The organism is Ruminococcus sp. Marseille-P328 (genome assembly GCF_964249465.1).
Lineage (GTDB): Bacteria > Bacillota > Clostridia > Lachnospirales > Lachnospiraceae > Blautia_A > Blautia_A faecis.
On the sequence record NZ_CAXUBQ010000001.1, the window covers coordinates 75,971 to 100,891 of the forward strand.

Consider the following 24,921-nt stretch of genomic DNA (forward strand, 5'->3'; position numbering starts at 1 on the left):
CTATGCAAAATTCATTTCCTGACGAAAGATATTCTGTGGCGGATGAAGCCATCCTGGGTGCTTTTTTTAAACTTCTAAAGAAAAAAACTCCTGATCAGATCACAGTATCCGATATCACTAAGACAGCCGGTATCGCGAGAAGCACTTTTTATAATCATTATCAAGACATTCCCTCTCTTGTATCCGCTGTTGAGGAAAAGACGATCCAGGATGTTTTTTCTATAATGGAAAAATTTCATCCTGAAAATGACCGGGATATCTGTCAGTCCTATTTTCTGACACTTTGCCACTATACAATGGAAAATCCTTTCCTTTCCAGTCTTCTGAGCACCCCCCATGGGAATGATCTCTTTGAAAAAATGCTGACTATGCTTCATCACTATGTCACCGCTACTACCTCCAGTGCCAGACCCGGCAGACACACAAAAGAGGAAATATCTTATGTGATCACCTGTGCGATCGGCAGCACAATCGGTGTTCTTCACAAATGGACCCGGGATCATTTCGATCTTGCACCAGAAGTCATTGCAGAGATTCTGACTCAGGTTTTCCTGACTGGCATGCTGCCTCTTTTATCCTAACGTGTTTGAAAAAGCATTCCCGCAAAATGAGGCGTGCAGATTGCGGGAACACTCTTTCAAACAAGCATAAGAAAAACCCGTCTAAGCAATTCACTCAGACGGATTTTTTTATGCCTGTGGCTCATCAATCAGGACATCCTGTCTCCTGATTTTCTTTGTTGTACTACGTATAAACGGATTTTTCCGGATCACCAGGCCTGTAATACGACGATAGGTCGGCTGACTTTTATTGTATACATCCAGAAATGCCTGAAGCTGTAAACGAATCATCTCAGTATCCAGTGCTTTTGCCTCCACAACTGCCTGTTCCGGATAGATACGTGCTGTCAGACCATTCTCTTCACCTGTTACAATCACTTCCGCAACAAGTGGATTCAGCGCAAGCTTATTCTCGATTTCTTCCGGTGATACATTTTCCCCATTGGAGAGAATGATCAGATTTTTCACACGACCGTTAATAAAAAGGTATCCATCTTCATCCATATACCCCTTGTCTCCAGTATGCAGCCAGCCATCCTTCAGCGTTTCTGCTGTTTCATCCGGCATCTGATAGTACCCTTTCATAACACTTGTACCCTTTACCAGAATCTCCCCGTTTTCAAACTTTATCTCCACATTCTCAAGTGGTTTTCCGATAGAACCCGGTTTATGATTTTCCGGTGTATTATTACTGATAACAGGAGAACATTCCGACATGCCATATCCTTCCAGTATCTGAACGCCATATTCTGCAAAACGGTCAATATAGTACGGATCCAGATGTGCCCCGCCGGTAAAAATCGTCTGCAGTTTTCCGCCGAATACTTTTTCTGCAAGAACCGCCTTCGGGATTTCCGGATCAGCAGCCGCCAGTCTCTTATAAATTGTCTCAATCATCATCGGAACCATGAGCATGATATCTGGTTTAAAAATGCTCATATTTCTGACCATATGAAGCAGGGAGTCATTGATACAGATAGTTGCCCCCTGAGAAAATCCCTTCAGCCAGTCCATGATAAGGCAGAATGCATGATGGATTGGAAGTACACTGAGCATGGCAGTTCCAGGCTCTGCTGAAATCTTAACTGCCTCAACGTTGGATGCCAGATTATTCTGTGTCAGCATAACCCCTTTGCTCTTGCCTGTGGTTCCGGAAGTAAAGATAATAGTCGCAATAGCTTCTGCATCCGGACAGGAAGCATCTTCTGCTGCACTCTTTCCCATATCTCTCAGCTCATTGATACTGTACACTCCTGAAGGCAGATCCTCCACCTCTTTCTGGAGCATCCACACCTTCTGAAGCTTCGGACAGTTTGCAAGAAATGCTTCCAGATATGGTCTGTGTTTCGGACTTAAGAAGAGTGCTTCGGAATCGGAGCGATTTATCAGGTCGATCAGTTCTTCACACGGGAGTGCAGCATCCAGCGGCACCGCTGTAGCGCATCCTGTAATAATTCCCAGATAGCTTTCGATCCATTCTACAGAACTGGTTCCGATTAATGCAATATGTTTTCCCTCAAACCCTTCTGCAAGAAGTCCTTTTCTGGTAGAAATCACGTTTTTCATTATTTCGCTGTAACTTTTCTCCAGAACTTCTTTTCGGTTAAGCCATTTTACTGCTTTGACTTCGCCAAATTTCTGTACACTTTCTTCTAATATATTCCTGATCAGCATATTTTTTCTCCTTCACTGTTCTGTGAACTGACACTCTGTTGATTCTTACTGAAGCTCCTCAAGAAGCTTAAGCGCCTCCTCAAGAGTTGTAATTTTTGTCACTTCGTTTTCATCCAGTTCAATATCAAAGGTATCCTCGAGCTCACCCAGAAAAGACATAAAATCCAGGGAAGTAAATCCCAGATCTTCACGGAATCTCATCTCACCTGTCATCTCTTCCGGTTTCACTTTACTGTACTGTGCTACGATATTTTTAAATTCTATTTCCTGACTCATTCCATTTCCTCCTGATTTTTGATTTCGTAACTGTTCAGTACCCTCACAGTTACGAGTCAAAATGCATTCCAAATCACCTTCGGTGATGGCATTTTGCCTTGTATGGCTCGGGATTTTGGCAAAAAACATGCCAAAACGCCTCGCGGGATACTACCTTCTGAATAGTTACTTGATTTCTATAAAAACAATGCCGACAAGTTCTCTTTAACCGTTCTTACTCCTTCAAGCTTTTTGGAACCTGTTACGCTTTATACCTGTTCCATAATCTCTCCAATGCTCATATCCGGCTCTGCAATTCCTTTAAAAAGAATACGCATCATATAATAATACAACAATTCCATGTCATGCTCCTCCAGATGCGCAGTCTGATAATGATAGGAAAAGTTCATTCCCCCATCCTCGGTATGAGATACGGTCAGATACATTTTCTTGGTTGCAGCGCCGTTTGCAAACCATTTGGCATGCTGGCGGATAGTTCCAAGCATTTCATTCTCCACCCTCACCGGCATTGGCTGATAGGTCAGATAGCAGCTTTCATAGCTGGTATGCTCCGGTATATGATATCTTTTTCTCATCTCATCCACAATAAATGCCGGGTCATAATTGCTGTGCATATAAATTCGATTCTGCATATTCTGGATTTCATAAGCTGCCGAAAGAAAATCTGTCTCTGGTGAGATCACTGTTCTGCATGGAAACATAATGGTTCGGCTTCCTCCGGAAGTCCATTCGTCATGGGTAGAACGTCTGGATATAAAATTCTGAATTGTAATATCTTCCTGTCCATTATTTACTTTTGACAAATAAGTACGGATACCAAGCAGAAGCAAATTTGTCATAGAGAGCTGATGATTCATACAGAAATCCATCAGGTTCTGTGTCGCATACGGTTCCAGATGATAATCCTTTACTGCAACAAACAGCTCGTTCATCTCAATGTCAGAAGCACGAAGCTTCGGATTTCCATGGCGCTTTCTTGCTTCCTCCAATACGGATGGTCCCTGAATATCAGAATATAACGGCTCACCCAGTGCATCCAGCTGGTCATCCCAGAATTTTTTATCTTTTGCAAAACGCTTTTCATTGCCCGCCTTTGCCAGGTCTTTTTTCAGAACCGTTTCAAAATCTGCCAGTTCCTGAGGACAGGCTGTTCCATATCTGTAATGCGTATATAATTGGAACAAATCTTCGATCATAACTACAAGTCCACAGGAATCGATCAGTCTGTGATCCATATGTAAAAAGAAACCATTGTATCCTTCTGGAAGCTTCAGCATGGTAAATTCACACATCGGAATATTATTTCCGTCAAATGTTTCATATGCCCACTGCTGCATCAGCTCATCTGCCTTTGCCAGACTTTCCATTCCTGACAGATCCTTCAGCTCAATATCACGTGGGTCCTGTTTTTCAATATACTGTTTTACATTTCCATCTTTATCCGGCTTTGTAAAACGGACTCTGGTACAACCGGAACGCTCTGTTTCCATCTGAATACATTTTTTTAATAATCCAAAATCCAGTTCTGCCTGTACAGAAGCCACAACGCTTACACCCGATACCTGCTGTGTACCATAATCCAGAATCCAGTTGTGATGCATTTTCTGAGCTGCCGTCAAAGGATAATAATTTCTCATATAATAGATAACCTCCATTGTCCCGGGTTTCCTCTTTATCCGGGACAGAAAACATTGTATGTATGCTTCAGGTGAAAAAATATCATACCTTCTCAGGAAATTCCAGTACCCAGAAGACTTAATGAACACTTTATAAAAAATTGACCGAGACTTATCATACATTTAACATAACAATTCAAAGGTGTATTTCCTGCTATGTACTATGTCTGATAAATCCCGGTCAGGATTTTTTCCGTTTAATCGTATTTTTCAAAAAATTCCATCATCTTATGCTGATACAGTTCCGGATCTGCATAGGCACTGCACAGATGCCGAGCTCCTGGTATGATCACCAGTTCCTTCTCTGCCCTGCAGAGCATATAATTCTGAAAAGAGTTATTGGGATATACATAGGTGTCCTTCTCTCCATGGAAAAAGAGAACCGGTCTTTTATTTTTTTTCATGGCTTCTGTAGTGTCTGCATCTTTCATATGAAATCCAGCCAGAAGAGAACAGAACCAGTCCAGTTCCATCAGAAGCAACGGAATATGATGCAGATGGAACCAGTTAGCTGCCATATCACGCATCTGCCGTTCCATAGACTGAAAACCACAGTCCGCAATCAGGCCTTTCACCTCCGGTGGAAGTGTATGTCCTGATGCCATCAGCACAGAAGCTGCACCCATGGACTGTCCGTACAGGTAAATCGGAAGCTTCTCTTTGTTTCGTTCAGCCATATATACTGCCCATTGCTGCACATCCCATTGTTCCTTTGCTCCAAAAGTAATATATTTTCCCTCGCTGTCACCGCAGCAGCGATGCTCTATAAACAGGACATCGCACTGATGCTCATGCAGATATTTCGCCATAAAAGACAACGTGCCAAACCGGCTGCCACGATATCCATGACTTAATATGACGATCCGTTTCGCAGCTTCTGCAGGAAGATATAATGCATGCAGTTTTAATCCGTCAATGCTTTTGATATAACAGTCCTGCATATTCTGTTCAAAGCACCATTCCTTACTCTCATTATATTCTCTGGCATAACCGTTCTGTGGATGATTTTCCCTGATATGAGACAGTTCAAACCATTTCCTTCTTTCCTTTTTCTGCTCTCCCCTTTTGCAGCAGACCACCATGTTAAAAAAGCGCCATCCCATCTCCAGTGATCCCAGAAAAACAGCCGCCAGTATTGCGAACAGCTTAATAATTTTTTTCTTCGTCATGATTTCCTCCGCAGTTCACATTTTGAATAAGAATCCTGTCCGTAAAACTTCAGTTATATCAGACAGCTTTAAGGTCTTTCACCATAGACTCAGGTGGCAGATAAGGTATCCACCTTTCAGGCTGATATCTCTCCGATGAAGATACTATTTTACCGGACCATCCCACGAAGCAAATTGATCTGCATATGTATCCAGATCTGCCACACTTACCGTCAGTTTTCCGTCTGTATTCTTATAATCTATATACATAGGATTGCACCCGCCTGTAGTTTCACCTACACTGTCTGTCGTGAATACATTTCCACAATTCTGGCATACCAGTCTTCCGTTCTGTTCCTTAAAATACGCCCTTGGCGATGGATTGCATACCTGACATGTATTAAGTGATAAGCGCGGAGTTCCATCCGAGCCTTTTACAGCAATAAGCTGGATATTGGTTCCATTGGAATCGTAATTGATATACATTGGATTCGAAGTCAATGTATCTGCATTAATTGAAATTTCACCATTCTCTACGGCAGGAGTTTCATATACCACTGTTTCCTCTTTCTCCGCATCTGATTCCGTATTTTCAGCTTCTGACGTATCCAGACTTCCAAAACCAAGCATCAGAGGAACCGTTCCCAGACTGAACATCAGCATCGCAGCCGCACCTGAGACAGGATTTCCCGATCCAAGTGCTATAATCTGCATGGACTGCATGGGGCCACACGGCATCAGCCCATTCAACAGTCTGACAAAAAACGGTCTGTTCTCTCTTCTTTTCTTGTTTATTTTATCAGTCAGCCTTTGTGGAAATCTGATTTGGAACTTTCTTAATAATGTAATCCAGCCCAACATGTTTATTCCCATGATCACCATGAACAAACCCGCTATTATTTTCAATATCCCCTGCAGAAGCAGTGGAATTCCCATTCCGCCGCCTCCTGTTAACAGCATTCCCATTCCGCCCAGCAAAAAACCGATTACCGAATATGAAATCACACGTCCCGTATTATATAACAAGGATGGAAAGATTATCTTATTTTTCGGAGTTTTCCCATTGTCATCGTCTGCCACAGGAATGCACTGCGACAGATTAATCCCTCCACACATCGCTATACAATGAACAGATGTAAGAAGCCCTACTTCTTGAATTTATATCTTCCTTTTCCGTGACCGGATACCGGTTCAATAATGTCTGCCTTTACCAAATTGGAAAGAAGTTTTGAAGCACCTGAACCTTTTAGCTCAAGAAGCTCCATAACTGCACTTCTTCCAAACACCTCATCAAAACCAAATCTTTCAAAAAGTCTATGAATATGAATCGTCGTTTTTACTGAGAAATCACTACCTTTTCCGGAAAGCACACTTTCAATATCCACTTTTTTGTCTTGAATGTCCACTTTTTCATTCTCAATATCCACTTTCGAATCCCCAATGTCCACTTTTTCTTCGTTCAAAAGTCCACTTATATGAAGATTTCTATTATGAAGCTCATTTTTCTCGTTCAAAAGAAGATTTCTGAGAAATACTTCCAGATACTCTGTTGTTTCGTGAATACCTTTTTGCAGGTTCGTATAATTTGCACGGACAAGTGCATTTCTAAAATACCACGCATTTTCCGCAAAAATATCATTGGTTGCAGAAAAGCCCAGTGTCCTTAAATATTTGATAAAGAACACTGCCGTTGTTCTCGTATTGCCTTCTCCGAAGATATGGATTTGCCATAATCTTGAAACAAACACCGCAAGATGATGGATAATCTCGTCCATTGAAAGTCCTTTATAACTAAAATCTTTCTCCTGCGAAAAATCATATTCCAGTGTGGCTCTCAGTTCTGAAGCACTACCGTACATTACAGTTGCTCCATCAAGCACCCATTCTTTCTTTGTGATGTTGTAATCTCGAATCTTTCCGGCGTGTTTATAAATACCCCGAAAGAGTTTGCGGTGGATAGAGATATACTCATTTGGAGAAAATGAGAACGCTGTTTCAGAAAGAATTTCAGCAATACGGGACGAAACCTTATCAGCTTCTTCGGTACGCTCATCATCGGACAAATGCACAGGTCTTTCCTCATAGTAACTATCAATAAGGCTCTGTGCTTCTTTCATTGTGATTTTGCCTTCAATATTCTGAATGGCAGTATCAATCAAATATCTAGATGGTTTGAGTCCGTCCACTGCCTGAAGTCCGATTGCCGTACTCCAAGCATATCCCTTATGAGCTTTATCCGGTTCAGACTCCCTCAAATATTCCTTAAACGGGTCTTTTTCCATATCCACTACCTCGCTTCATAGTCTTATAATTCAATCTAATTTGTGCAGACTGTCTGCGCAAATTCAAATCTGCACTATTCGCTTTTCTGCATATCCTCATCAGCTTTTGCAATCATCTGTCTGTACTGTTCTTTCACACTTTCCGGTGCAAGTATCTGTACCTTGCCATTAATCCCCCAAGGGATACTGTTTCATTCTTATTTGATATTATACTATGAATAATCTATTTTTTTCAAGATATGAGGATTCGTTCGCAACTTCTATTCGTCAAGGTGTTACTGTTCACTCCGTTCACAGTAACGCGCTTCGCGATGCACAGAAATCATGCATTCGCATGATTTCGCGCCGTAATTCTCGGGTTTTCTGTGAACTTTGTTCACAAAAAACGCCTCGCGGAACGTTACCAGTGAACAGTAACGTCAAGGTGTCACTTTTTGATAACACCTGATACTACATTTTTGAGGATAAGAAAAAGAGAGGCCGAAGCACCTCAATTATGAATTGCAGACACAGCATGATAGATTCCGTAATATGCACGATTATTGGCACCACGAAACTCTTTCGCACCGAGAAGGATCTCTGCGGCTTTAATGTCACTTTGTGCCGTTTCAATTCTATACAGAACCAGATCCTTCTGTGTTCCTTTTTCATTAGGCTGCTTCAAATAGCTTTACCCCCTCTTTTTCCACGTTTGCATAAAATGGGTACGCATCAACCCAATTTTGAAAATGCTGTTGACTTTTAGCTATGGGCTTTATATCAAGATCGTGATCCATATTAAAATCAAAGGTTTCACCAGATAATTCATGCCGATACTGTTTTATATCCATATCAGATAAATCCAGAAGAATCATAATATCTATATCTGAATCATCCCTGTAATCACCTCTTGCATAAGAACCATACAAAATCACCTTTTTTAAATGTTTTCCATATATTTTCTGCAAAATTTCTGTGTACTGGTCCAATAAATTTCGTGTTGTTATCGGCATAGTCCCACCTCCTGCTGCTCATTACCAGTTTCAATGCCTCTCACGGCACCTTCTGTTCAAATATAGTAGATATCTTACTTTATTATAAGCGTACCACACTCGGTTATGCAATAAGTATTTTTCTCCAAATTTAGACAAACATCTCCCACTTAATAAGGAATAAGAGCAGCCACCCTATTATTTATAGAATAGCTGCTCAGTTAAAATTCCATATTCAGTTTTATTCTACAAATCTGACAGTGAAATTCGGTCGTATGCACCATTTTCTTATCTTCTGAGTGTGGCTCCAAACCGATAATTGTAATATCTTTCTGATCTGGACCGTAAACCCAGTACATTCTCATTGCGCCACTGGTTTTATTTTCCAGATATTAGTCTATAGCTCCATAGCTTATCTTTTGTTCCCTTTACATTTATTATAATCTTACTACCACTGCTTATGCAATAAGATTTTTTCGACAACGCCAGAAGAGAATCACGCATCCTTTTCCTGTCTGTTTTTCCATTCCTGCTTCTTTTCTTTCAGTTTTTTCTGGAAATCATCAAACTCTGCCTGTTTTAATTCTTTTGTTACTGTCGTATATATATCAAGTGTCACATCACTTCTGCTATGACCACACAGGTTCTGTATCACTTTAATATTTACTCCTGCTTCTACCAAGCGTGTTGTAAACGTATGTCTGAGTGAGTGGCAGGAGAAGTTTGGAAGTAACACGGGATTATTTTTTTCTTTCAGGAGCTGTTTGTCATTACAGTCTCTTATAATACGCCGTAAAGCCCTATTTAGGGTTCCCTGGTTCTGCACATTACCAAAGCGGTTTACAAAAATGAAGTTGTGGTACCCGTCAATAGTTACTTTGGACTGTATTCCTGCCAGATCCTGCATTTTTTTCTCTAACAGGAACGCATTCTTTACTTCCTCCGTCATAGGGATCTGACGCACTCCAGCTTTGGTCTTCGGAGAATGAATATCGAAATAACAGCCGTTCTCATCCCGATGTTTATAATAAACCAGCGTATGGTTCACGTCTATTATTCCAGACTTTAAGTCGATATCATTCCAACGTAACCCGGTAATTTCACCTACACGCATTCCAGTTCCCAGCATAACTGTAAAAATAGGAAGCCAATGATAATACTGTGAGTTCTCTTTGGACAAAAATTCCATAAACAGCTCCTGCTCTGGTAATGTCAAAGCGCGTCTATGTGAATCCTCATAATGATGAGAACTTTTTAATTCTTTCAGCAAATTATCTGAAATATTTCTTCTTATGTAATTGTCTTCAACAGCAAGCTGCAGAATCTGATGTATCACTGTATGAATATTATCTATTGTCGCAATCTTTAGGCCCCTTGCATTACTCTGGAGAGGGTTACGTACAAGAAAGCTGATTACTAAAGGCCTATGGATTTTTATAGATGAGTTCCAGAATCTTTCTTTGAAAGAGGATTCCGTTCTGTTAGAAATGCTGTGTGAAGCAAGAAAGTATCATGTGAATATTGTGCTGGCTACTCAGTCAATCGCTGGATACAGAAACGATATCAAAGCAGCACTGGATAAAACGGCAGTCCATTCGTGACCGCAAGCACCTTTCCACCATACTTTCTTATTCGAGCCGAAAGTTATACTGTCCGGTGTCAGTGGTAAATTCTTTTCTGACCACTCTGCAATCAATTCTGGATGTACTGCCGCTAAGCTGTTACTCATATCAAAACCTCCACTTCCTCTGTGATTAAAGTATATGAGGTTTCGGCTTTTTCTTGTAGTTTGCGAATATCCGTAAAAATAGAAAAAGCCCTTTGAGAAAAGATTTCTCCTCTCTCAAAGGGCTTGATAAATGGGAATTTTCAAATTAGTCTTTGCAAATAACCTTTGAACCTTCACCATCAATTACAATTCCCTGACGGTTGTTAATCGGGCATAGATTCAAATCCGAAAACTCAGTCATTATTTTCTCGGTAACTTTCTTAAATGGTGCTGTAAGATAATGCGGAAGAACATAGAAATCAATCAAATCAAGCCCTGCATCATCTTCTTGTGAGTAGTCCTCTGGCTTTTCATCCATTTGCTCGATATATTGGATGCTTGGAGCGCATATAATTGCGCCTGCCGACTCGCCGATCATCAATTTTCCATTTGCCAATTCCTTTTTCAGTAGCCCATCAGTTCCCGTTTTACGGAGCTGGTCCATAAGAAAGAAAGAATTTCCGCCGGTAAAATATATCACATCTGCTTCTTCAAAAACAGACTGTATCGTTGAATAAGCCTCCGTTGAAATATCAATTTCAGTTACGATTGCTCCCAACTTTTTGAATAATTTTCGAGCCGAGCCGACATAACCGGTGTAGCCTTCACGCAGTGAAGCTGTTGGAATAAATGCGACTTTCTTATTTTCAATTTCTTCCTTTATCAGACTTCCCACACTTGAAAAGTGCGAACATAAAAATAGTTTCATCAATATTCTCCTTTATAAATACCGTTTTATCTTTTTCTTTCTGAAAATGGGCAATTCCGCAATGGAACTGCCCATATATCTTTAAAATATGCGATTTTTAAGGCTCTGCACCGTTTCAAGCACCATTTGGTGTAAATTTGGTGTATTTGTGTATTTTCAGAGCTTTTTCACAAATGAAGTACATCCCGTTTTGTAAGGTAAAACGGTACTTCTTAATAGAGCTTTGCACCTGCCGGAATATGGTCATCTACCATAAGGAGATGAAGCTTTTCTTCGCCTTCTTCTTCGTGTACTGCACTGAGAAGCATACCACAAGAGTCAATGCCCATCATTGCTCTTGGAGGAAGATTTGTGATTGCGATAAGTGTCTTACCAACAAGTTCTTCCGGCTCGTAATATGCGTGAATACCGCTTAAAATGGTTCTATCTGTGCCTGTTCCGTCATCAAGAGTGAACTGAAGGAGTTTCTTTGACTTCGGTACTGCAACACACTCTTTAACCTTTACAGCTCTGAAATCAGACTTTGAGAATGTATCAAAATCAACATCTTCTTCAAACAAAGGCTCAACCTTTACCTTAGAAAAATCAATTTTTTCCGGCTCTGAATTTGGTGTAGAAACCTCTTTAGAACTTACACCATTTTCGGATTTTACACCACCGAGGGTCTTCATTGTCGGGATTTCTAACTGCATACATCTTATACAATTTAATTCCCTTTATTAAAACACTTTACAGCCTTTCATCATTTATTCTCTAAACCTTTAGAACTGATTAAGGCTCTTTAATTTGTCGTACTCTTGTCGTACTATACAAATTTTGTCGTACCTCCTCAGCAAAACTAAATCAGACTCTTTCCTAAAATACATCTAATTTTTTTGCTAATTCCTGCATCGACTCATGCTTTTTTGTTTCTGTAACTTCTGCATAAATGTCCATCGTAGTTTCAATATTTGCATGTCCCATGATAGACTGAATTACCTTTAAATTTGTCTCATTTTCACAAAACCTCGAACAAAAAGTATGTCTCAAATGATGACATGAAAAATGCGGTATAAGAATCGGCTCTCTCTTTTCTTTGGCAGCTTTTAGCACCTCTTCTACATTATATGCTTCGTATATACGCTTAATTGCTCTATTGATAGCCTGTGGATTATGTACATTTCCAAAACGATTAGAAAAAACAAATCCAGACATTCCATCAATTTCTGTTTCATTGAACCCGTTTTCTTCTTGAAATGCATACTCTCTTTTAAGAGCTTCATAAACTGTATCAAGCATAGGAATCATTCTTATGCCCGCCTCTGTTTTAGGTAATGATACGGCAAATGAACAAATACCATGTCCCTTATATTCCCTGCTATAATAAACCAAACTATGATTGATACTAATTATCCGCTTCTCAAAATCAATGTCATCCCACCGGATTCCAATCGCCTCACCTATTCTGCAGCCAGTGCCAAGTAAAAACTTGAATAATGTCACCCAGCTTTCAAACCTTTCATTATTCTCTATGTATCTTATGAAAGCTCTCTGTTGCTCCAAGGTTAGTGCATGTCTCACACCATGATTTCGCCCCGGTAGCTTTTTTACTTGTGCCATTACCCCATCACTCGGATTAGTTCTGATAATATTATCCCTTACTGCTAACTGAAAGGTTGGATGTAACACCGTATGAATAGTCTCTAGCGTATTCACTTGCATTTTCTTATCTTTCAATAAGTATTGATAAAATTGTAGGACATCTGAAAACTTAATCACAGCAATCTTCTTTTTGCCAAACCCATCTTTCACGAAACGATCATACATATATTTATAATTCGTTCTTGTTGTTTCTCTCAATTCTGATTTTGTAGAAATATATCTATCAAAAACAAAATTAACTGTTGCACTGCCTGCAACATAGGTGTCCAGACCGTCTAGCTGATCTTTAACTAACTGTTCTTCACGTTCTCTTAATGTCTTAATATCTTTTGAATAAATGCTGCGTCTTCTGCCTAATGTATCCATATATGTATACACATACTTTCCATCGCATTTACGTTGTGTTTCGCCTTTTCTTAATACCCTCCCTTTTCTATCCTTCCTTGAATATGCCATTTTTCTCCTTTCTCAAGGAAAGAATTTTCACACTTAGCTTCTTTGGGAATCTTCCATTGCATACTGCAAATCAATTCCTTTTTGTAGCACTTCTGTTACGGTCATGTCATGTTTGGACGCATATTCTCTAAGTTTTGTGGCTTCTTCCTCTGTCAGTTTCAATCCAATCAACGTATTTTTCGGATTCGCTGACTTTGGTCTTCCCATTTTAGCCACATCGTACACCTCCATCCATTTCTCCTTTATTATACTTTTGGTTTAACCGTAAGTCAAGTGTATTTTCCTTTTCTCTGAAAATCTTTCCTTATCAAAAATAATTATTTTACTGCACCCGGAATGTTTCAAGATATTGATCAAAAATATCTAAGTCAACCAATACCATTCTGTCTATCTTCAAGATGGCTCCCGCATCCTTTGCTAATGTCTGAAATTTATTCATTCCCATACTGTACATTTCTGCACCCTCTTTATATCTGACTAACCTTTTCTTTTCCACTTTTTTTGTTGCTCTTTGCATATTCTTTTATTCCTTTTCTCTCTATATTAATATAAAAATTCTGCAGGCGGCTGTCGGGAAACAGCCTCATTGGAATCACACCATCTTTTCAGACCGGGCAGCCATCCCGGAAGTATCATTATCAGAAACAGTGTCTTCGCCACAAAGTTCCCACACTCTGCCTACAGCCAGATATGAATCGCTCATGTCAATTTCTCATAAACACGTATTCACGTACTCCAACCTTGCGACACGGTGTCGCAAAGTTACCATCATGACATTCATGGCGTATCCGCTGCCAGGCTATACTGTTTCATTTGTCCCGCAGAATAAAATATTCTGTTATCAAGGTGCAATTTATTTCTTAAAATCAACTTTTATACGTTAAATGTCTCCTATCAGAAGCCAGCAGAAAGGGATACTGGTTTCCAGTCATTCTTAACGTACTATTTTAAATTCTAAAATCGTTTTCAGCAGTTTCGCTTCTAATCTGTCACGCAGAGTTTTATCTACGCAGTAATGAACGTTTCCATATTCATCATACATTTTTCTGGTTGCCAGCTTTGCTATGTAGCCTTCATAATGTTTCATTACCGTATTAATTGCCATAACATTACCTGTTGTAGCATCCTCAATAATGCAAAATGGAAGCAGCCATTTTTCTTCTGTATTTTTATTTTTTACACTCACTTTTGTTTTCCTCCATTATCTGCTTCAGCAATTCCAATGAACGTGTCCGGTGCTCATGCACCGTACTTCTAACAAGATTCATTTTCCTTGCAATCGCAGCATCACTCATCTCCATAAAATATGACAGCAGAATTACTTCTCTTTTTCTATCCGTCAACGCATTCAATGCCTCTGCCAGTAAAGAACTTTTCACTTTCACATCATACTCACATGTTTTAAAAAAGTAGGATGTTTCATTATATTCATCCACTACTGACAGTTTCCCTGTCTGACATTCAGATAGTTCTGAAAACAATATTTCATGTTTTCTCCGATAATCCATATGCCTGTCATAATCTACCACTTCGCCATCCAGCGCCAGTTTGCACTTTCGATCAAACTGATGCCTGACCGTTGTTTCGTCATAGGAAGAAGATTGCTCCATAGAGTTCACCTCCTTCCCGATCGCAAGATATGAGCAAAGGTCTTTTCCCTTTCACCCATATCCCGTATGGAAAGTACGCGATGTTCGGGTCTGGAAGAATTTTTTTATCTTTATAATAAGAAACGCCTCCTGAGCCGAAGCCTAGCAGACGTTTTTCATTACCGAAACAGTGTTGCTTATAAAAAATAAACGATTCTTTTATCCTCAAATAAAATAAGCGGAAATAATAGATTTCGTCTACTATTCCCGCTTATTATCTCTTTTCTATTTTATACTTTACTACCCCAATATATTGTGAAATCAAAACTGCTGCCATTGTCACTGCAACCAAAGACACTATTGCATTCATCCCAGTAAGTGTACAAATCCCCGCAAACACATATATGCCCACAATAATTTTTACAGCTACCTTTCTGCAGTGTTTTTTTTCATCTGCATCAAGTTCCCGGTTAATGCTTTGTACCGGAGCCATATTCCAAATTAGAACACTGCTCAACACAATTATTCCCCACGCAAGATTTAAAGGTTGTGTATACAAACGATTAACAACCAGTACCAATGTCTGCACAGTAACAGAACACATAAAGCAGGCATCAAAGCTGTTTAGATGCACTCCACCAACAAAACTGCGCAACATCATAAAAATTCCTGTAACCACTGCAAATTCCGGAATCATATGCAAATATACCGCAATTCCAAAACAGGCCAAAAGACAGCTCAACATTTCAAGTCCTATTTGAAACCCATATTGGTATATTTCATATGATTCTTCTGGAACAGCACCGGATTTAACAATATAACTTGTCAGTTTTTCAGAAAAATATTTCATGTTACATCTTTTTCATTTTCCTCAGTGTTTCCGGCATTTTAGGCTGATGGAAGATATAGCAGCATGCACTATCCGCTGACATTTTTCCAAGTTTCAAAGATACGTTTGCTAATGCTTTAGCTGACTGTTTTTTTACATTTTTAGAATTCATAATCTGAATCTCCTTTCATTTGTTTCCTCTACACTACTACAAAAAAAACTGAATTTGTCTTTCTTGTAAAAAAAACGAGTGTTGATGTAACTTTTTCTATTTCCCTTTAAAAATAAAAAGTAGCGGCGACATTTATATCACTGCTACTTCTCTTTTAACCCGTATTTTCCTAAATACCAATTCCATCGGGCAACATCTTCTATTTTCTTTCTATACTCCTCTGAACTCTTGGCTATTTCTAAGTAGTCATAGGCGCCCGCCATTAACGTTGAAAAAATATTTTGCGGTGTTCCTTCTTCCATCAGCGTAAGGATTGGTATCCTTTGTCCCAGCCTCCCCTTTACCTGAACAATTGTTTTAAATGTACCTTTCTTAACCATTTCTTTATCAAAGTACATAATAACTATATCCGTATACGGATATAACTTTTTTTCCAAGGACTTATAAGTACACCATGTTAATTTATATCTTCCGTCTATTACACTATTTGTCAAATTAAAGATTTTCTCATCATCACTGAATAATAACACTTCCGTCATACCGCACCACCACAATACCATTCTAAAAAAATCATTCGCCATTTCCCCAAAATTATCTTTTTATTTTATATCTTTTTTCCATAATACAAAATATAATGCAATAATATCGACTGTTGATGTAATTATTCCTGCTTTCCATATAACACTACTCTGATTAAAAAACGATTTGCCACATCATCATCAATCGTAACCACTCCATGATATTTGGCAGCAATTCGATATACGGATGAGAGACCTACACCATGATTTTCCGCATCTGTTTTTGTAGACTTTAACCTTTTATCTTTCGTCTTTATAAGCACACCTTTGTAATTATTTTCCACAAATAGCAGCAGGTTATTTTTATCATATTTCATGTGAAGCCTAATGTACTTTTTACCCTCCGCTTTTTGTGCTGCCTCTACAGCATTTTCTAATAAATTGCCCAGTATCAGGCAAATATCCGCACCCCTAAACGGCATTTCCATAGGAATATTTAAATTTACGGAAAAGTCTATTCCCACTTTCTTTGCCTCAACATACCAATACCCAATCAATGAATCTATAACAATATTTCCACTGTTTGTAACTGTAGATGTCTTTATTCCACCTTCTTCCATTATCTCATTGACAAATCTAATAATTTTTTCATTATCTCCGTTTTCTGCATATGCAAGAATTGACACAAGGTTGTTTTTCATATTATGTCTCATATCTCTTAATCGAAGTATTGACAGTTCTCTCTCCTGCTGATGTCGTTCACACAAATCTAATTGTTGTTCATAGACAGAGGTCATTCTTCTTAGCTGCAGATCATCCGCCAATTTTATATAAATATAGAAAACAAGTTTCACATTATATGCGGATGTATTGATACGATACCCGGTTGGTGCCGTAATCTCTTTTAAATATACCGTATCTTGTGTTTTCACAATTTCCACAGAGGCCGTACCGTTCTTATCTGTCTTTGGCATCTCCTTGATAAGCTGTGTACAGTTTTTATCTTTATAAATGCCGAACACTGCACCGGACAGTTTCGCATCCTCTTTTTCAGAATCTACTTTTACAACCTGAACTTTTGCAAGTTCCAGCCATGTAACCTGAAAAGAAGCCGTAGTTTCTTCCTCTATTCCCTCTCCAAAAACCAGTGCCAGATTTTGCGTATCGGAACCTGTGGTAATTTTATAAGCAGAATAATCCTTTGTTATGCTTCCTTTCATCTTTGCAGACCAGTTTTGTCCCACATCTTCCGTCTGGGTCAACGGCGCTGAAAGAAAAAACGTTGTACCTCCTTTTACTACAACATCTGCCCCTGCATTGCTGATTTTTCCTGTGGATACGTTATGAAACTTTACGCCCTTTGGCAGTTTCATGGTAATGGACTGTCTGCTGTCTGCCTGAAACGTTACTTCTTTTGTTCTCTGGATATTTCCATCTACATAAGCAGTTACTTTGTCATCTGAAAATGCCATAGCCGCATCCGGGATTTCCGGCTGGCTGACCGCATAACTATATAATTCTTTTGCCAATGCGATTCCGGTATCATTCGCCCCATAAAAAGCATCTTCACTTCCCTCTGCATAGGATGCCGCAAGATGTGTCACGACAAATCTTTTTCCGGCTGAAAAATCGGGATATTTCTTATCAAAAAAACAATCCTCTCCGCTTGCATTTGTCCCATAATAACACACTTTGGACAATTCTTTGCCGTCTCCCAGTTTTGTAATTTCATATACTCCGCTGCCCGGTCCCGGCTTTGACGGCTGGATGCAGTATGCGGTTGCCGTCACGCTTCCAAACTTTACGGTAAACGGACAAGTCAGGTAGGAACCCAGACCATAGTCTGCATAATAATACCAGCCGCCGGAACTTACCTCTACCTGTGATGAACGCAGCATTTTAGGATTGTATGCAGTAAAAGTAACCGTTTCTCCTTCCTCCAATGCCAAAAGGTCCACATTCCCTGCAATCATATGGTTTTTAAACTGTTCCATAACATCTAAAAGTTTCAGGCCACTTTCCTCATCATAAGTGTCCTGCCCTTTTAATGCTTCTAATGCCTGATTCAGTTCTGTTTCCGAAAGTTTTTTCTTATGCGAGTCCGTCTCGCCTTCCTCTGCATCCTCTCCCCCGGTCTGATCATTTCCGTCAGAATCCTGTGCATTTTTCTCTTTATGGATTTCCGCTGACGGCTCTCTTACCACAATATTTCTTTGCACATGATAAGACGGATGACCACTGACAGGCTCTACAAAATACACTGCATGATACGTATCTGCTTTATTTCCATCAAATGCCTGTCCATTCTGGTTCTTTGCCTCGTGGTACGTGACCTTTACTTTTTCCGGATGAATCTTCATTCCTGAGAAATCACTTTTCACGTCAAAACCCGTTCCTGCTTCTACTTCATAATCTTCCGCCGTTACAATCTCATCTTCAGCAAGGGCACCCTTTACTTTTTCCATGTCAGGATATTCTGCTTCGTAAGCCGCTGGCTCCGCTTCTGCCGCATAAGTGGTAACTGGCTGCATAATAGAAGAAATGATTGTCAATGCCGAGAGAAATCCCGATACGATTCTCTTTGATTTCCCTTTCATTCGCTAAGTACCTCTCTTTCTTTGTTTTTTGCCATTCTAATACTGTCCTGTTTCAAAAATTTTTCCTAAGTTCCCATATCTCTTTACCTCCTTTTTTACTTGTACTGCCCATAACAGTACATGAATACAGGGAACTTCCCTAAGCGGAACTTCCCTGCATGGTATCTACTGTTATACAGCCCGTAACCGGACTGTTTTTTTATTGAGCGTTTTTCCTGTTCTCATCCTGAACCCGTTCCCTGCTCCGGTTTTCTTTCCGCAGCGTTTTCTCCGAAAGGGTGGGCAGAATGCCCACTCCATGCCGGGTATCTATTCAGGCAGGCTATGAAATTATCAAGGTACATATAAAGGGATTTTTGAAATAAGAAAATACCCTCTCACTAATCGCAGGCTGGAGAGGGTAAAAATTGACCGTTTATAGAAATTTTTTGTTATATGGATTTCAAAGAATTGTCAGTGTGTTTTCTATCGCAACAAACACCAGCATTATTAAAGAGAATTGTTAAAACAACACTAGCGTATTTGATACAAAAAACGGGAGAGAACTGCATAAAAAACAATTCTCTCCCGTAATCATTATTCACATTAATTTTTAATTAGCCCAATCAAGATATGTAGAATCAACCAATATACCTCTACTTTCCTTAAATGTGTCTACCAATGTACATTCTTTAGTATTCAGTCTCTTTTTTACATTCATTATATGAATATAACGTATTAAGATAATTATGGTATTTTATAGAATCAGTTTCTATTTCACCAACATCTATTCCATGAAGAATCGTAATATACATTTCAAGCATGGCACAATTACTATATAGTCTATCCGTATCATTATCATACACAACACAAAGAAAAGGTTCTAATGCATATCTGCTATGAAAATACAAATAGAAACTATGGCTTATTTCATTGTCTTTAACTATATAAATATCTGACACATTTAAATTTTTAATTGGTAAAGTTTCCAACGTGGCACGTGTTATAGCGTCCATCTTTTGTATGGATACTTTTTGATATAAAACAAATTTTTTCATAAGAATTTCAAGAACATCTCTTGTTTTCTTATACGGTTTTACAATGCTGTTATTATATTCTCGTTTTAAGTCATTTATAAACGATTCTGTCTCTGGATTTATTAAAACTTTTTTACACATCAACCCATCCACCTATTTCATTAAATTTAATCCAATAATCTTCGTTGTAAAAATAGCATCGGAGATTATTTGTTGAAATATATACACTTTCTTCAGTGTCAGGAATCACGCAAGTACCTATTGAACGATATCCTTGTGTTGCAGATAATCCATCAATAAGAAAACCTTTACTATAATATTGTGAATCACCTACAATATATAGGTTATCAGCCCTTAACGCTTGAACCGCATTAGAACCTTGCCAACGAATATAAATCGTATATAAGGTAGGAATTCCACCAGTTCTTCCACTCAGGACACATGTTACCGTTGTAAAGCCACTACGAAGTTGCCCTGAATAGTTACCGTTTTCATCCAAAAACAGACGTCCATCAAATGTCGTAGAAGGTCCATCGAGAGACATTATATCAGCATTCGTATTTGTCTCTATGTCGGAAGCAAATACTGTTTCAAAATTTATCGACAACAACAAACAACAAGCCAAAAATATGCTCATTACTTTTCTAATTTTTTTCATATCCATCTTTATATGGTTTTTATTAAATCTGAACATTATCGCTACCTCCAATCGTAGAATTATCAGTTGTTATTCTTTACATTAAGCATACGTATATTTATCTTTTTCAAAGAAAATAACCTACTGAACAAATTTTAATGTATCAAAGTCAATCTCTGGTACCGTAACTGCTCTTCCTGCACTTTGGGCAGCACTTAAATAGATATAGTCATTCACGATCCATCCCGGATAACCGATTGAGCTGTCAGACACCTGCCACCAAATATAGTTTTCATTCAAAGAATAATTATCATTTAACAAAACCCAATCTTTTCTGGTTTCATACAATAACCCATTAATTACTCCGGAAGTGCTCGGTGTGCTTCTTAAACGAACACCATTTCCTTTTACATATGCGAGATAGTAATATTCTTTTGACTTCATCAGTGTCTTCACATCTGGATTTTCTTCCCAGATTTTTTCAATCTCATTCTGATCTGTGATAATTTCAAGATCGGCAAATACTTCGTTTTGGTCTAAATACTTTTGAATTCTGGGATTCTCTGAAACAATTTCATTAATGGTTTCTTTGTCAGTCACAACTTCTAAATTTGCAAAGGGCTCTTTAACTTTCTCTGCCGCAAATGCAGTCACAGAACTGGTTACTACAACACAACAACAAATGAATAAACCACATAAACGCTTAATTTTTCTCATATTTCTTCCTCCTAATGTGGTGCATGTGAATATGCAAACTGCCAATCAGAAAGACTCTTTAGAGCAGCGCCACAGCATTTGCACATAATAACTCTTTTGGTATAGACCCAGCATTCAGTAGGACTTACTTTCGCATGACCATAAAGAGTTGTCTTAACCTGATTGCATGGAATATGCGTACAGGAAGCTCTTAAATTTTTATCTGAGACAATGTTTACCTCTTTATCAACATCCAACTGTTCCATAAAAGAATCTGCTATTTCCTCTGATACGCTAACTTCCTCGCCATTTTCATTAAAAAATGAAACTTCAACCTTTTCCGGCTCCTGTTCTGCTGCTGAAACACTAATCGTCGGCACCAAAATCAGTCCACATACTAATAATATGCTCCATATTTTTTTGATTGTTTTCATATTCTTCCTCCGTTTTATTATTTTTTTAACATTTCAACACTACACTGTCCATCTCTCCTTTCCAATATCAATGTAATTCTTTCGACCATTTTTCCGTCATAATTACATACTTCAATATTTAGTGTTGAACTGTCAGTTTCTGGTATTTTAATAACATTCCCGTCCTGATCTCTGAAATTTATACTATTCATTCCATCTGGCATCCAAAAAATCTTATTTCCATTTCTGAAAATATTATCAGCATTCAAGTTTTGTTCATTTTCTATCGTATAATATCTGCTTCCTTCTTCCACACTCATTTCCAGAACATACCCATATCCCAATGGAGTTCTTTGTTTTTCCAAGTTTACTCTCTCATTTAGTCTTAATTGCACCATTTTATCCCCAGTTGCCGCATAAACTACTAAATCAGGAGATTGCAGGTAATAATTTACAGAAAACATTATCATCATAGCTAATGCAACTACTGCTACACGATAATATCCTCTCATAAGAACTTTTTTTCTTCTTTGGGATTCAATTCTCTTTTTGTATGCTATAAAGAGTTTTCTCTCATTCTGCTCTGTCAGCACAATATCATCTGCTAATTTTGATATATTCTCTAATTTTTTTTCCAATTTTATCTGCCCTCACTTTCATATTTTTCTTTTAATCTTTTTCTTGCCCGTTCTAGTTTTTTCTTCACTGCACTCTCTGAAACCTTCAACATATCAGCAATCTCCTTGCAAGAATAGCCTTCTATATAATAAAGAATTAGTACTTCTTTATCCTTTGCATTTAATGTCATCAATGTATCCATAATTCCTGTTTCTTCAGGTTTATGGTAATGTAGTGCAAGAGTTTCGTAATCTACCGTTGGATGCATCCTTCTGAAACGGAGTATGTTTTTACAAATATTAATATTAACTCTTGTCAGCCATGCTCTTTCATGGCTTTCGTCATTAAAGTCCTTTTTTGTATTTAAATATTTCAAAAATGATTCCTGCACTGCATCATAAGCATCCTCTTCGCTACACAGCATAATAATTGATATTTTATACAACAGTTTACAATATTTATTAAAAATCTGATCAGCATTTCTTTTCATCTTTTTTTCTCCTCATATATATCACACATATAATACATAATTGGTGACACCTAAACCAAAAAAGCAAAAAAATATTTAACCACCTGCTACTCACCAAAGATTTTTCCATTCTTCTGCTTGTATTCTATATCATAATTATAGAAGCTAACTTCGGATACATAAACAGCTTTGTAAACTGACAGCTCTTCCCACCAATTTACAAAGCTGTTTTCATTTCATATACGTTGTCTTATACTGATACTATAACTTTAAATTTATATGATTTTAGAACAATTTTCCACTATTTTAATTGAAATAAATACATCCTCCCTCAATTCCAAGTTCTTTCATTATATTTTTAAGTGTCTTCAAAATTCGTTTTTTTCTGTTCTGTATTGTTTTACGGCTACATCCACAAATTTGTGCCGCTTCTTTCACTGTAACCTCTTCAAAAAATAACAGATAAATCAGATATGCCTCCTGTTCCGGTAACTGTTCTAAACTCTCCTTCAATTTTTTCAGGCATTCACTGCGTACTGCCATCTCCTCCGGCTGTCCTTCCTGCGATATAGAAGTTTTTGCAAAACTGCCTTCCTGCACCACATCAAGACTGCAAACACCGTATTTCTGTTTCTGTTCCTGCTGGTATTTTTCCCTTCTCCGGGACTGATACCATTCCAGATAAACCTCCCTGGTTACTTCCACAAGTGTTCCGTTTTCTGTCCGCAAAATATAATTTTTTCGTTCTTTCGGCTTCTTTCCACGCATATCTTCTTTCCTCCCACTATCTTATCTCTTTTCGATTGCAGCCACCTGACCGTACATCTGCATAATATCTCCGCATCCTGTTCATCGCCCTTGACAGGGTTCTGGACACCGCAGACGGAGAAATTCCCAATTCTTTTGACAGTTCATTCTGTGTTTTTTGATGAAAGAAACATCCGTAAAATACCCTTTTCTGCAGTTCCGTCAAAACCTCAAATATTTCATTTACAGACTCTCTGCCAACCAGCATCTCCAATGGAGACTTTTCTTCTGTCTGAAGCATTCCCCATTCTTCCGAAACATCACTGTATGAGATTGTCCAGCCCTGTTCTTTCGATTCCTGATTACGACTCAAACGGTCTTCTCCTTCCAATACCAGACGGATATACCACTCCCTTTGATTAAAAAACTCTTCCGAAATACAGTCCGCCTGTTCCGCATTGTATTGATATTCCCCACAAAAACAAATCGGAAATACCGTAGTGAACCGACTAACCTGATACAACGCATAGCCATTTTGAAATGCCAAGATTTCTGTCTCACAACCCATGCTCTTTTTGGCAATGACCGTTCCATATTCTTTTAATTTTTTTGCAGTTGGAATTTTCATGCCCGGATATGGGACATCTACGATCTGTTTTAATTCCTGTAATGTCAGCATAACTACCACCTCTTCCGGGTGGCAGAAAATAAAAACATCACAGACGAAAAAACAGTAAAAGACAGCTCCCGGCACACCCGTTTTTTTTTAACGGGAGCCTGAAACTCCTTTTACTGCCACATAAATTTCTTATGCTTTATTTTGTTCTGATAATTCCGGCTGTGAAGCAGCCACTTCATTATCCCTGCTATCTTCCTTTTTCTCCGAAAAAACAGAGAAATCGCCCATTGCATCATATGGGCATCTTTGTCTGTATGCAAGGCACTCTTCCCTTGTCATATCCTGCCTCCTTTCTGTCCGCATCTGTTCTCTTTCCTGACTTAAAGTTTAACAACATTGGCTTTCCATTACCTCATCAGATATGGGGATATTTCTAAATATTCCCACCATATCTGTTGAATTTCTACAATTCCGTACCAAATCCCTCAATCAACACTTCCATTGTCTTTTCCAAAATTTTCTGTTCTTTCCGTTTCAGTTTTTTCGCACGACAAATCAAATCATACAGACGATGGTTTTCTTCTTCCTTACATTCCCCCAATAGTGTTCCTGCATCGGTTTTCAGAATCACCGCCAGCTTCCTGAATATCTCAATAGACATTGCTGTCTGTCCTCCCTCAATCCTGCTGATCGTGTTGGGGCTGATACCTGTTTTTTCTGCTAATACTTCCTGTGATAAGTGAATTTCCTGCCGCCTTTTGCGAATACGGTTTCCTAAGTCAATCAAATCCTGCGATTCCGCACGATTACCCAACACACATCCTCCTTTACTTTGCGACA

Annotated in this window: 33 protein-coding genes; 2 read left to right on the plus strand and 31 right to left on the minus strand. The window is 38.6% G+C overall.

Annotation, left to right across the window (positions count from 1 at the left end):
• The first annotated feature begins 2 nt into the window (after positions 1-2).
• Positions 3-581, plus strand: a complete 579-nt coding sequence (locus ACESTK_RS00305) for a TetR/AcrR family transcriptional regulator (RefSeq protein ID WP_118577683.1) — start codon at positions 3-5, stop codon at positions 579-581.
• A 108-nt stretch (positions 582-689) separates the two neighbouring features.
• Here ACESTK_RS00305 and ACESTK_RS00310 read toward each other — a convergent pair whose 3' ends face one another.
• The 9 genes from ACESTK_RS00310 to ACESTK_RS00350 all read right to left on the minus strand — a co-directional run bounded on the left by ACESTK_RS00310 (position 690) and on the right by ACESTK_RS00350 (position 9,923).
• Entirely contained in the window at positions 690-2,234 is a 1,545-nt protein-coding gene (locus ACESTK_RS00310) for an AMP-binding protein (RefSeq protein ID WP_118577684.1), read from the minus strand.
• 45 nt (positions 2,235-2,279) lie between these two features.
• Positions 2,280-2,510, minus strand: coding sequence for an acyl carrier protein (locus ACESTK_RS00315; protein ID WP_118577685.1), 231 nt, complete (start codon positions 2,508-2,510; stop codon positions 2,280-2,282).
• A 248-nt stretch (positions 2,511-2,758) separates the two neighbouring features.
• Positions 2,759-4,147: a condensation domain-containing protein gene (locus ACESTK_RS00320; protein WP_118577803.1), complete on the minus strand. Its 1,389-nt coding sequence runs from the start codon at positions 4,145-4,147 to the stop codon at positions 2,759-2,761.
• A gap of 236 nt (positions 4,148-4,383) precedes the next feature.
• Entirely contained in the window at positions 4,384-5,355 is a 972-nt protein-coding gene (locus ACESTK_RS00325) for an alpha/beta hydrolase (RefSeq protein ID WP_373118138.1), read from the minus strand.
• 144 nt (positions 5,356-5,499) lie between these two features.
• Positions 5,500-6,450 carry a Fe-S-containing protein gene (locus ACESTK_RS00330; protein WP_373118141.1) on the minus strand — a complete coding sequence of 317 codons (951 nt, stop codon included), beginning with the start codon at positions 6,448-6,450 and terminating at the stop codon, positions 5,500-5,502.
• 29 nt (positions 6,451-6,479) lie between these two features.
• Positions 6,480-7,616 carry a Fic family protein gene (locus ACESTK_RS00335; protein ID WP_173715694.1) on the minus strand — a complete coding sequence of 379 codons (1,137 nt, stop codon included), beginning with the start codon at positions 7,614-7,616 and terminating at the stop codon, positions 6,480-6,482.
• A 490-nt stretch (positions 7,617-8,106) separates the two neighbouring features.
• Positions 8,107-8,280: a hypothetical protein gene (locus ACESTK_RS00340; protein ID WP_226814914.1), complete on the minus strand. Its 174-nt coding sequence runs from the start codon at positions 8,278-8,280 to the stop codon at positions 8,107-8,109.
• Entirely contained in the window at positions 8,267-8,608 is a 342-nt protein-coding gene (locus tag ACESTK_RS00345) for a nucleotidyltransferase domain-containing protein (protein ID WP_173703807.1), read from the minus strand. Before ACESTK_RS00345 ends, ACESTK_RS00340 begins: the two co-directional genes overlap by 14 nt.
• A gap of 475 nt (positions 8,609-9,083) precedes the next feature.
• A complete protein-coding gene (locus ACESTK_RS00350) occupies positions 9,084-9,923 on the minus strand; it encodes a site-specific integrase (protein ID WP_330382804.1) in 840 nt (279 codons plus the stop codon).
• Between the two features lie 100 nt (positions 9,924-10,023).
• Here ACESTK_RS00350 and ACESTK_RS00355 point away from each other — a divergent pair, with 100 nt between their 5' ends.
• Positions 10,024-10,188 carry a hypothetical protein gene (locus ACESTK_RS00355; RefSeq protein WP_373118348.1) on the plus strand — a complete coding sequence of 55 codons (165 nt, stop codon included), beginning with the start codon at positions 10,024-10,026 and terminating at the stop codon, positions 10,186-10,188.
• Here the strand turns inward: ACESTK_RS00355 and ACESTK_RS00360 are convergent.
• The 22 genes from ACESTK_RS00360 to ACESTK_RS00465 form a co-directional block, all read right to left on the minus strand.
• Complete coding sequence (locus ACESTK_RS00360; protein ID WP_202017096.1) at positions 10,122-10,316, minus strand: zinc-ribbon domain-containing protein; 195 nt, start codon at positions 10,314-10,316, stop codon at positions 10,122-10,124. The genes ACESTK_RS00355 and ACESTK_RS00360 overlap by 67 nt on opposite strands.
• Positions 10,317-10,461: 145 nt before the next feature.
• A complete protein-coding gene (locus ACESTK_RS00365; protein WP_055271744.1) occupies positions 10,462-11,064 on the minus strand; it encodes a Type 1 glutamine amidotransferase-like domain-containing protein in 603 nt (200 codons plus the stop codon).
• A 212-nt stretch (positions 11,065-11,276) separates the two neighbouring features.
• The gene (locus ACESTK_RS00370) at positions 11,277-11,756 is read right to left on the minus strand and encodes a methionine--tRNA ligase subunit beta (protein ID WP_243284005.1); all 480 of its coding nucleotides are present in this window, start codon (positions 11,754-11,756) and stop codon (positions 11,277-11,279) included.
• 163 nt (positions 11,757-11,919) lie between these two features.
• Positions 11,920-13,161 carry a tyrosine-type recombinase/integrase gene (locus ACESTK_RS00375; RefSeq protein ID WP_144167544.1) on the minus strand — a complete coding sequence of 414 codons (1,242 nt, stop codon included), beginning with the start codon at positions 13,159-13,161 and terminating at the stop codon, positions 11,920-11,922.
• Between the two features lie 33 nt (positions 13,162-13,194).
• Positions 13,195-13,392 (minus strand): hypothetical protein, encoded by a 198-nt coding sequence (locus ACESTK_RS00380; RefSeq protein WP_144167542.1) that lies wholly within the window; start codon positions 13,390-13,392, stop codon positions 13,195-13,197.
• Between the two features lie 91 nt (positions 13,393-13,483).
• Entirely contained in the window at positions 13,484-13,678 is a 195-nt protein-coding gene (locus tag ACESTK_RS00385; protein ID WP_117639540.1) for a DUF6462 family protein, read from the minus strand.
• Positions 13,679-14,095: 417 nt separating this feature from the next.
• A complete protein-coding gene (locus ACESTK_RS00390; RefSeq protein WP_144167540.1) occupies positions 14,096-14,347 on the minus strand; it encodes a helix-turn-helix domain-containing protein in 252 nt (83 codons plus the stop codon).
• Positions 14,331-14,771 carry an RNA polymerase sigma factor gene (locus ACESTK_RS00395; protein ID WP_144167538.1) on the minus strand — a complete coding sequence of 147 codons (441 nt, stop codon included), beginning with the start codon at positions 14,769-14,771 and terminating at the stop codon, positions 14,331-14,333. Before ACESTK_RS00395 ends, ACESTK_RS00390 begins: the two co-directional genes overlap by 17 nt.
• A gap of 253 nt (positions 14,772-15,024) precedes the next feature.
• Positions 15,025-15,600 (minus strand): accessory gene regulator ArgB-like protein, encoded by a 576-nt coding sequence (locus tag ACESTK_RS00400; protein ID WP_144167535.1) that lies wholly within the window; start codon positions 15,598-15,600, stop codon positions 15,025-15,027.
• Position 15,601: 1 nt separating this feature from the next.
• Entirely contained in the window at positions 15,602-15,751 is a 150-nt protein-coding gene (locus tag ACESTK_RS00405) for a cyclic lactone autoinducer peptide (RefSeq protein ID WP_144167533.1), read from the minus strand.
• Positions 15,752-15,894: 143 nt separating this feature from the next.
• A complete protein-coding gene (locus ACESTK_RS00410; protein WP_173770348.1) occupies positions 15,895-16,290 on the minus strand; it encodes a hypothetical protein in 396 nt (131 codons plus the stop codon).
• Between the two features lie 122 nt (positions 16,291-16,412).
• Positions 16,413-18,866: a thioester domain-containing protein gene (locus tag ACESTK_RS00415; protein WP_373118148.1), complete on the minus strand. Its 2,454-nt coding sequence runs from the start codon at positions 18,864-18,866 to the stop codon at positions 16,413-16,415.
• Positions 18,867-19,537: 671 nt separating this feature from the next.
• Complete coding sequence (locus tag ACESTK_RS00420; RefSeq protein WP_117639532.1) at positions 19,538-20,023, minus strand: hypothetical protein; 486 nt, start codon at positions 20,021-20,023, stop codon at positions 19,538-19,540.
• A complete protein-coding gene (locus ACESTK_RS00425) occupies positions 20,016-20,576 on the minus strand; it encodes a hypothetical protein (protein ID WP_117639530.1) in 561 nt (186 codons plus the stop codon). The genes ACESTK_RS00420 and ACESTK_RS00425 overlap by 8 nt, the downstream gene beginning before the upstream one ends.
• Before the next feature lie 84 nt (positions 20,577-20,660).
• Positions 20,661-21,236, minus strand: a complete 576-nt coding sequence (locus ACESTK_RS00430) for a hypothetical protein (RefSeq protein WP_151190353.1) — start codon at positions 21,234-21,236, stop codon at positions 20,661-20,663.
• A gap of 11 nt (positions 21,237-21,247) precedes the next feature.
• A complete protein-coding gene (locus tag ACESTK_RS00435; protein WP_117639526.1) occupies positions 21,248-21,649 on the minus strand; it encodes a hypothetical protein in 402 nt (133 codons plus the stop codon).
• 17 nt (positions 21,650-21,666) lie between these two features.
• Positions 21,667-22,266: a hypothetical protein gene (locus ACESTK_RS00440; RefSeq protein ID WP_151190354.1), complete on the minus strand. Its 600-nt coding sequence runs from the start codon at positions 22,264-22,266 to the stop codon at positions 21,667-21,669.
• 2 nt (positions 22,267-22,268) lie between these two features.
• Positions 22,269-22,736, minus strand: coding sequence for an RNA polymerase sigma factor (locus tag ACESTK_RS00445; protein ID WP_151190355.1), 468 nt, complete (start codon positions 22,734-22,736; stop codon positions 22,269-22,271).
• A 285-nt stretch (positions 22,737-23,021) separates the two neighbouring features.
• Positions 23,022-23,483: a sigma-70 family RNA polymerase sigma factor gene (locus ACESTK_RS00450; protein WP_173770150.1), complete on the minus strand. Its 462-nt coding sequence runs from the start codon at positions 23,481-23,483 to the stop codon at positions 23,022-23,024.
• Between the two features lie 16 nt (positions 23,484-23,499).
• The gene (locus ACESTK_RS00455; RefSeq protein ID WP_151190434.1) at positions 23,500-24,141 is read right to left on the minus strand and encodes a sigma-70 family RNA polymerase sigma factor; all 642 of its coding nucleotides are present in this window, start codon (positions 24,139-24,141) and stop codon (positions 23,500-23,502) included.
• A gap of 129 nt (positions 24,142-24,270) precedes the next feature.
• Positions 24,271-24,420 carry a hypothetical protein gene (locus ACESTK_RS00460; RefSeq protein ID WP_173770149.1) on the minus strand — a complete coding sequence of 50 codons (150 nt, stop codon included), beginning with the start codon at positions 24,418-24,420 and terminating at the stop codon, positions 24,271-24,273.
• A 124-nt stretch (positions 24,421-24,544) separates the two neighbouring features.
• Positions 24,545-24,898 carry a helix-turn-helix transcriptional regulator gene (locus tag ACESTK_RS00465; protein WP_334284918.1) on the minus strand — a complete coding sequence of 118 codons (354 nt, stop codon included), beginning with the start codon at positions 24,896-24,898 and terminating at the stop codon, positions 24,545-24,547.
• Positions 24,899-24,921 lie beyond the last annotated feature (23 nt).

Coding starts and splice junctions, on each gene's coding strand:
- ACESTK_RS00305 (WP_118577683.1), top strand. CDS start 3: ATGCAAAATTCATTTCCTGACGAAAGATATTCTGTGGCGGATGAAGCC.
- ACESTK_RS00310 (WP_118577684.1), bottom strand. CDS start 2,234: ATGCTGATCAGGAATATATTAGAAGAAAGTGTACAGAAATTTGGCGAA.
- ACESTK_RS00315 (WP_118577685.1), bottom strand. CDS start 2,510: ATGAGTCAGGAAATAGAATTTAAAAATATCGTAGCACAGTACAGTAAA.
- ACESTK_RS00320 (WP_118577803.1), bottom strand. CDS start 4,147: ATGAGAAATTATTATCCTTTGACGGCAGCTCAGAAAATGCATCACAAC.
- ACESTK_RS00325 (WP_373118138.1), bottom strand. CDS start 5,355: ATGACGAAGAAAAAAATTATTAAGCTGTTCGCAATACTGGCGGCTGTT.
- ACESTK_RS00330 (WP_373118141.1), bottom strand. CDS start 6,450: ATGTGTGGAGGGATTAATCTGTCGCAGTGCATTCCTGTGGCAGACGAT.
- ACESTK_RS00335 (WP_173715694.1), bottom strand. CDS start 7,616: ATGGAAAAAGACCCGTTTAAGGAATATTTGAGGGAGTCTGAACCGGAT.
- ACESTK_RS00345 (WP_173703807.1), bottom strand. CDS start 8,608: ATGCCGATAACAACACGAAATTTATTGGACCAGTACACAGAAATTTTG.
- ACESTK_RS00360 (WP_202017096.1), bottom strand. CDS start 10,316: ATGAGTAACAGCTTAGCGGCAGTACATCCAGAATTGATTGCAGAGTGG.
- ACESTK_RS00365 (WP_055271744.1), bottom strand. CDS start 11,064: ATGAAACTATTTTTATGTTCGCACTTTTCAAGTGTGGGAAGTCTGATA.
- ACESTK_RS00370 (WP_243284005.1), bottom strand. CDS start 11,756: ATGCAGTTAGAAATCCCGACAATGAAGACCCTCGGTGGTGTAAAATCC.
- ACESTK_RS00375 (WP_144167544.1), bottom strand. CDS start 13,161: ATGGCATATTCAAGGAAGGATAGAAAAGGGAGGGTATTAAGAAAAGGC.
- ACESTK_RS00380 (WP_144167542.1), bottom strand. CDS start 13,392: ATGGAGGTGTACGATGTGGCTAAAATGGGAAGACCAAAGTCAGCGAAT.
- ACESTK_RS00385 (WP_117639540.1), bottom strand. CDS start 13,678: ATGCAAAGAGCAACAAAAAAAGTGGAAAAGAAAAGGTTAGTCAGATAT.
- ACESTK_RS00395 (WP_144167538.1), bottom strand. CDS start 14,771: ATGGAGCAATCTTCTTCCTATGACGAAACAACGGTCAGGCATCAGTTT.
- ACESTK_RS00400 (WP_144167535.1), bottom strand. CDS start 15,600: ATGAAATATTTTTCTGAAAAACTGACAAGTTATATTGTTAAATCCGGT.
- ACESTK_RS00405 (WP_144167533.1), bottom strand. CDS start 15,751: ATGAATTCTAAAAATGTAAAAAAACAGTCAGCTAAAGCATTAGCAAAC.
- ACESTK_RS00410 (WP_173770348.1), bottom strand. CDS start 16,290: ATGACGGAAGTGTTATTATTCAGTGATGATGAGAAAATCTTTAATTTG.
- ACESTK_RS00415 (WP_373118148.1), bottom strand. CDS start 18,866: ATGAAAGGGAAATCAAAGAGAATCGTATCGGGATTTCTCTCGGCATTG.
- ACESTK_RS00420 (WP_117639532.1), bottom strand. CDS start 20,023: ATGTGTAAAAAAGTTTTAATAAATCCAGAGACAGAATCGTTTATAAAT.
- ACESTK_RS00425 (WP_117639530.1), bottom strand. CDS start 20,576: ATGTTCAGATTTAATAAAAACCATATAAAGATGGATATGAAAAAAATT.
- ACESTK_RS00430 (WP_151190353.1), bottom strand. CDS start 21,236: ATGAGAAAAATTAAGCGTTTATGTGGTTTATTCATTTGTTGTTGTGTT.
- ACESTK_RS00435 (WP_117639526.1), bottom strand. CDS start 21,649: ATGAAAACAATCAAAAAAATATGGAGCATATTATTAGTATGTGGACTG.
- ACESTK_RS00445 (WP_151190355.1), bottom strand. CDS start 22,736: ATGAAAAGAAATGCTGATCAGATTTTTAATAAATATTGTAAACTGTTG.
- ACESTK_RS00450 (WP_173770150.1), bottom strand. CDS start 23,483: ATGCGTGGAAAGAAGCCGAAAGAACGAAAAAATTATATTTTGCGGACA.
- ACESTK_RS00455 (WP_151190434.1), bottom strand. CDS start 24,141: ATGCTGACATTACAGGAATTAAAACAGATCGTAGATGTCCCATATCCG.
- ACESTK_RS00460 (WP_173770149.1), bottom strand. CDS start 24,420: ATGACAAGGGAAGAGTGCCTTGCATACAGACAAAGATGCCCATATGAT.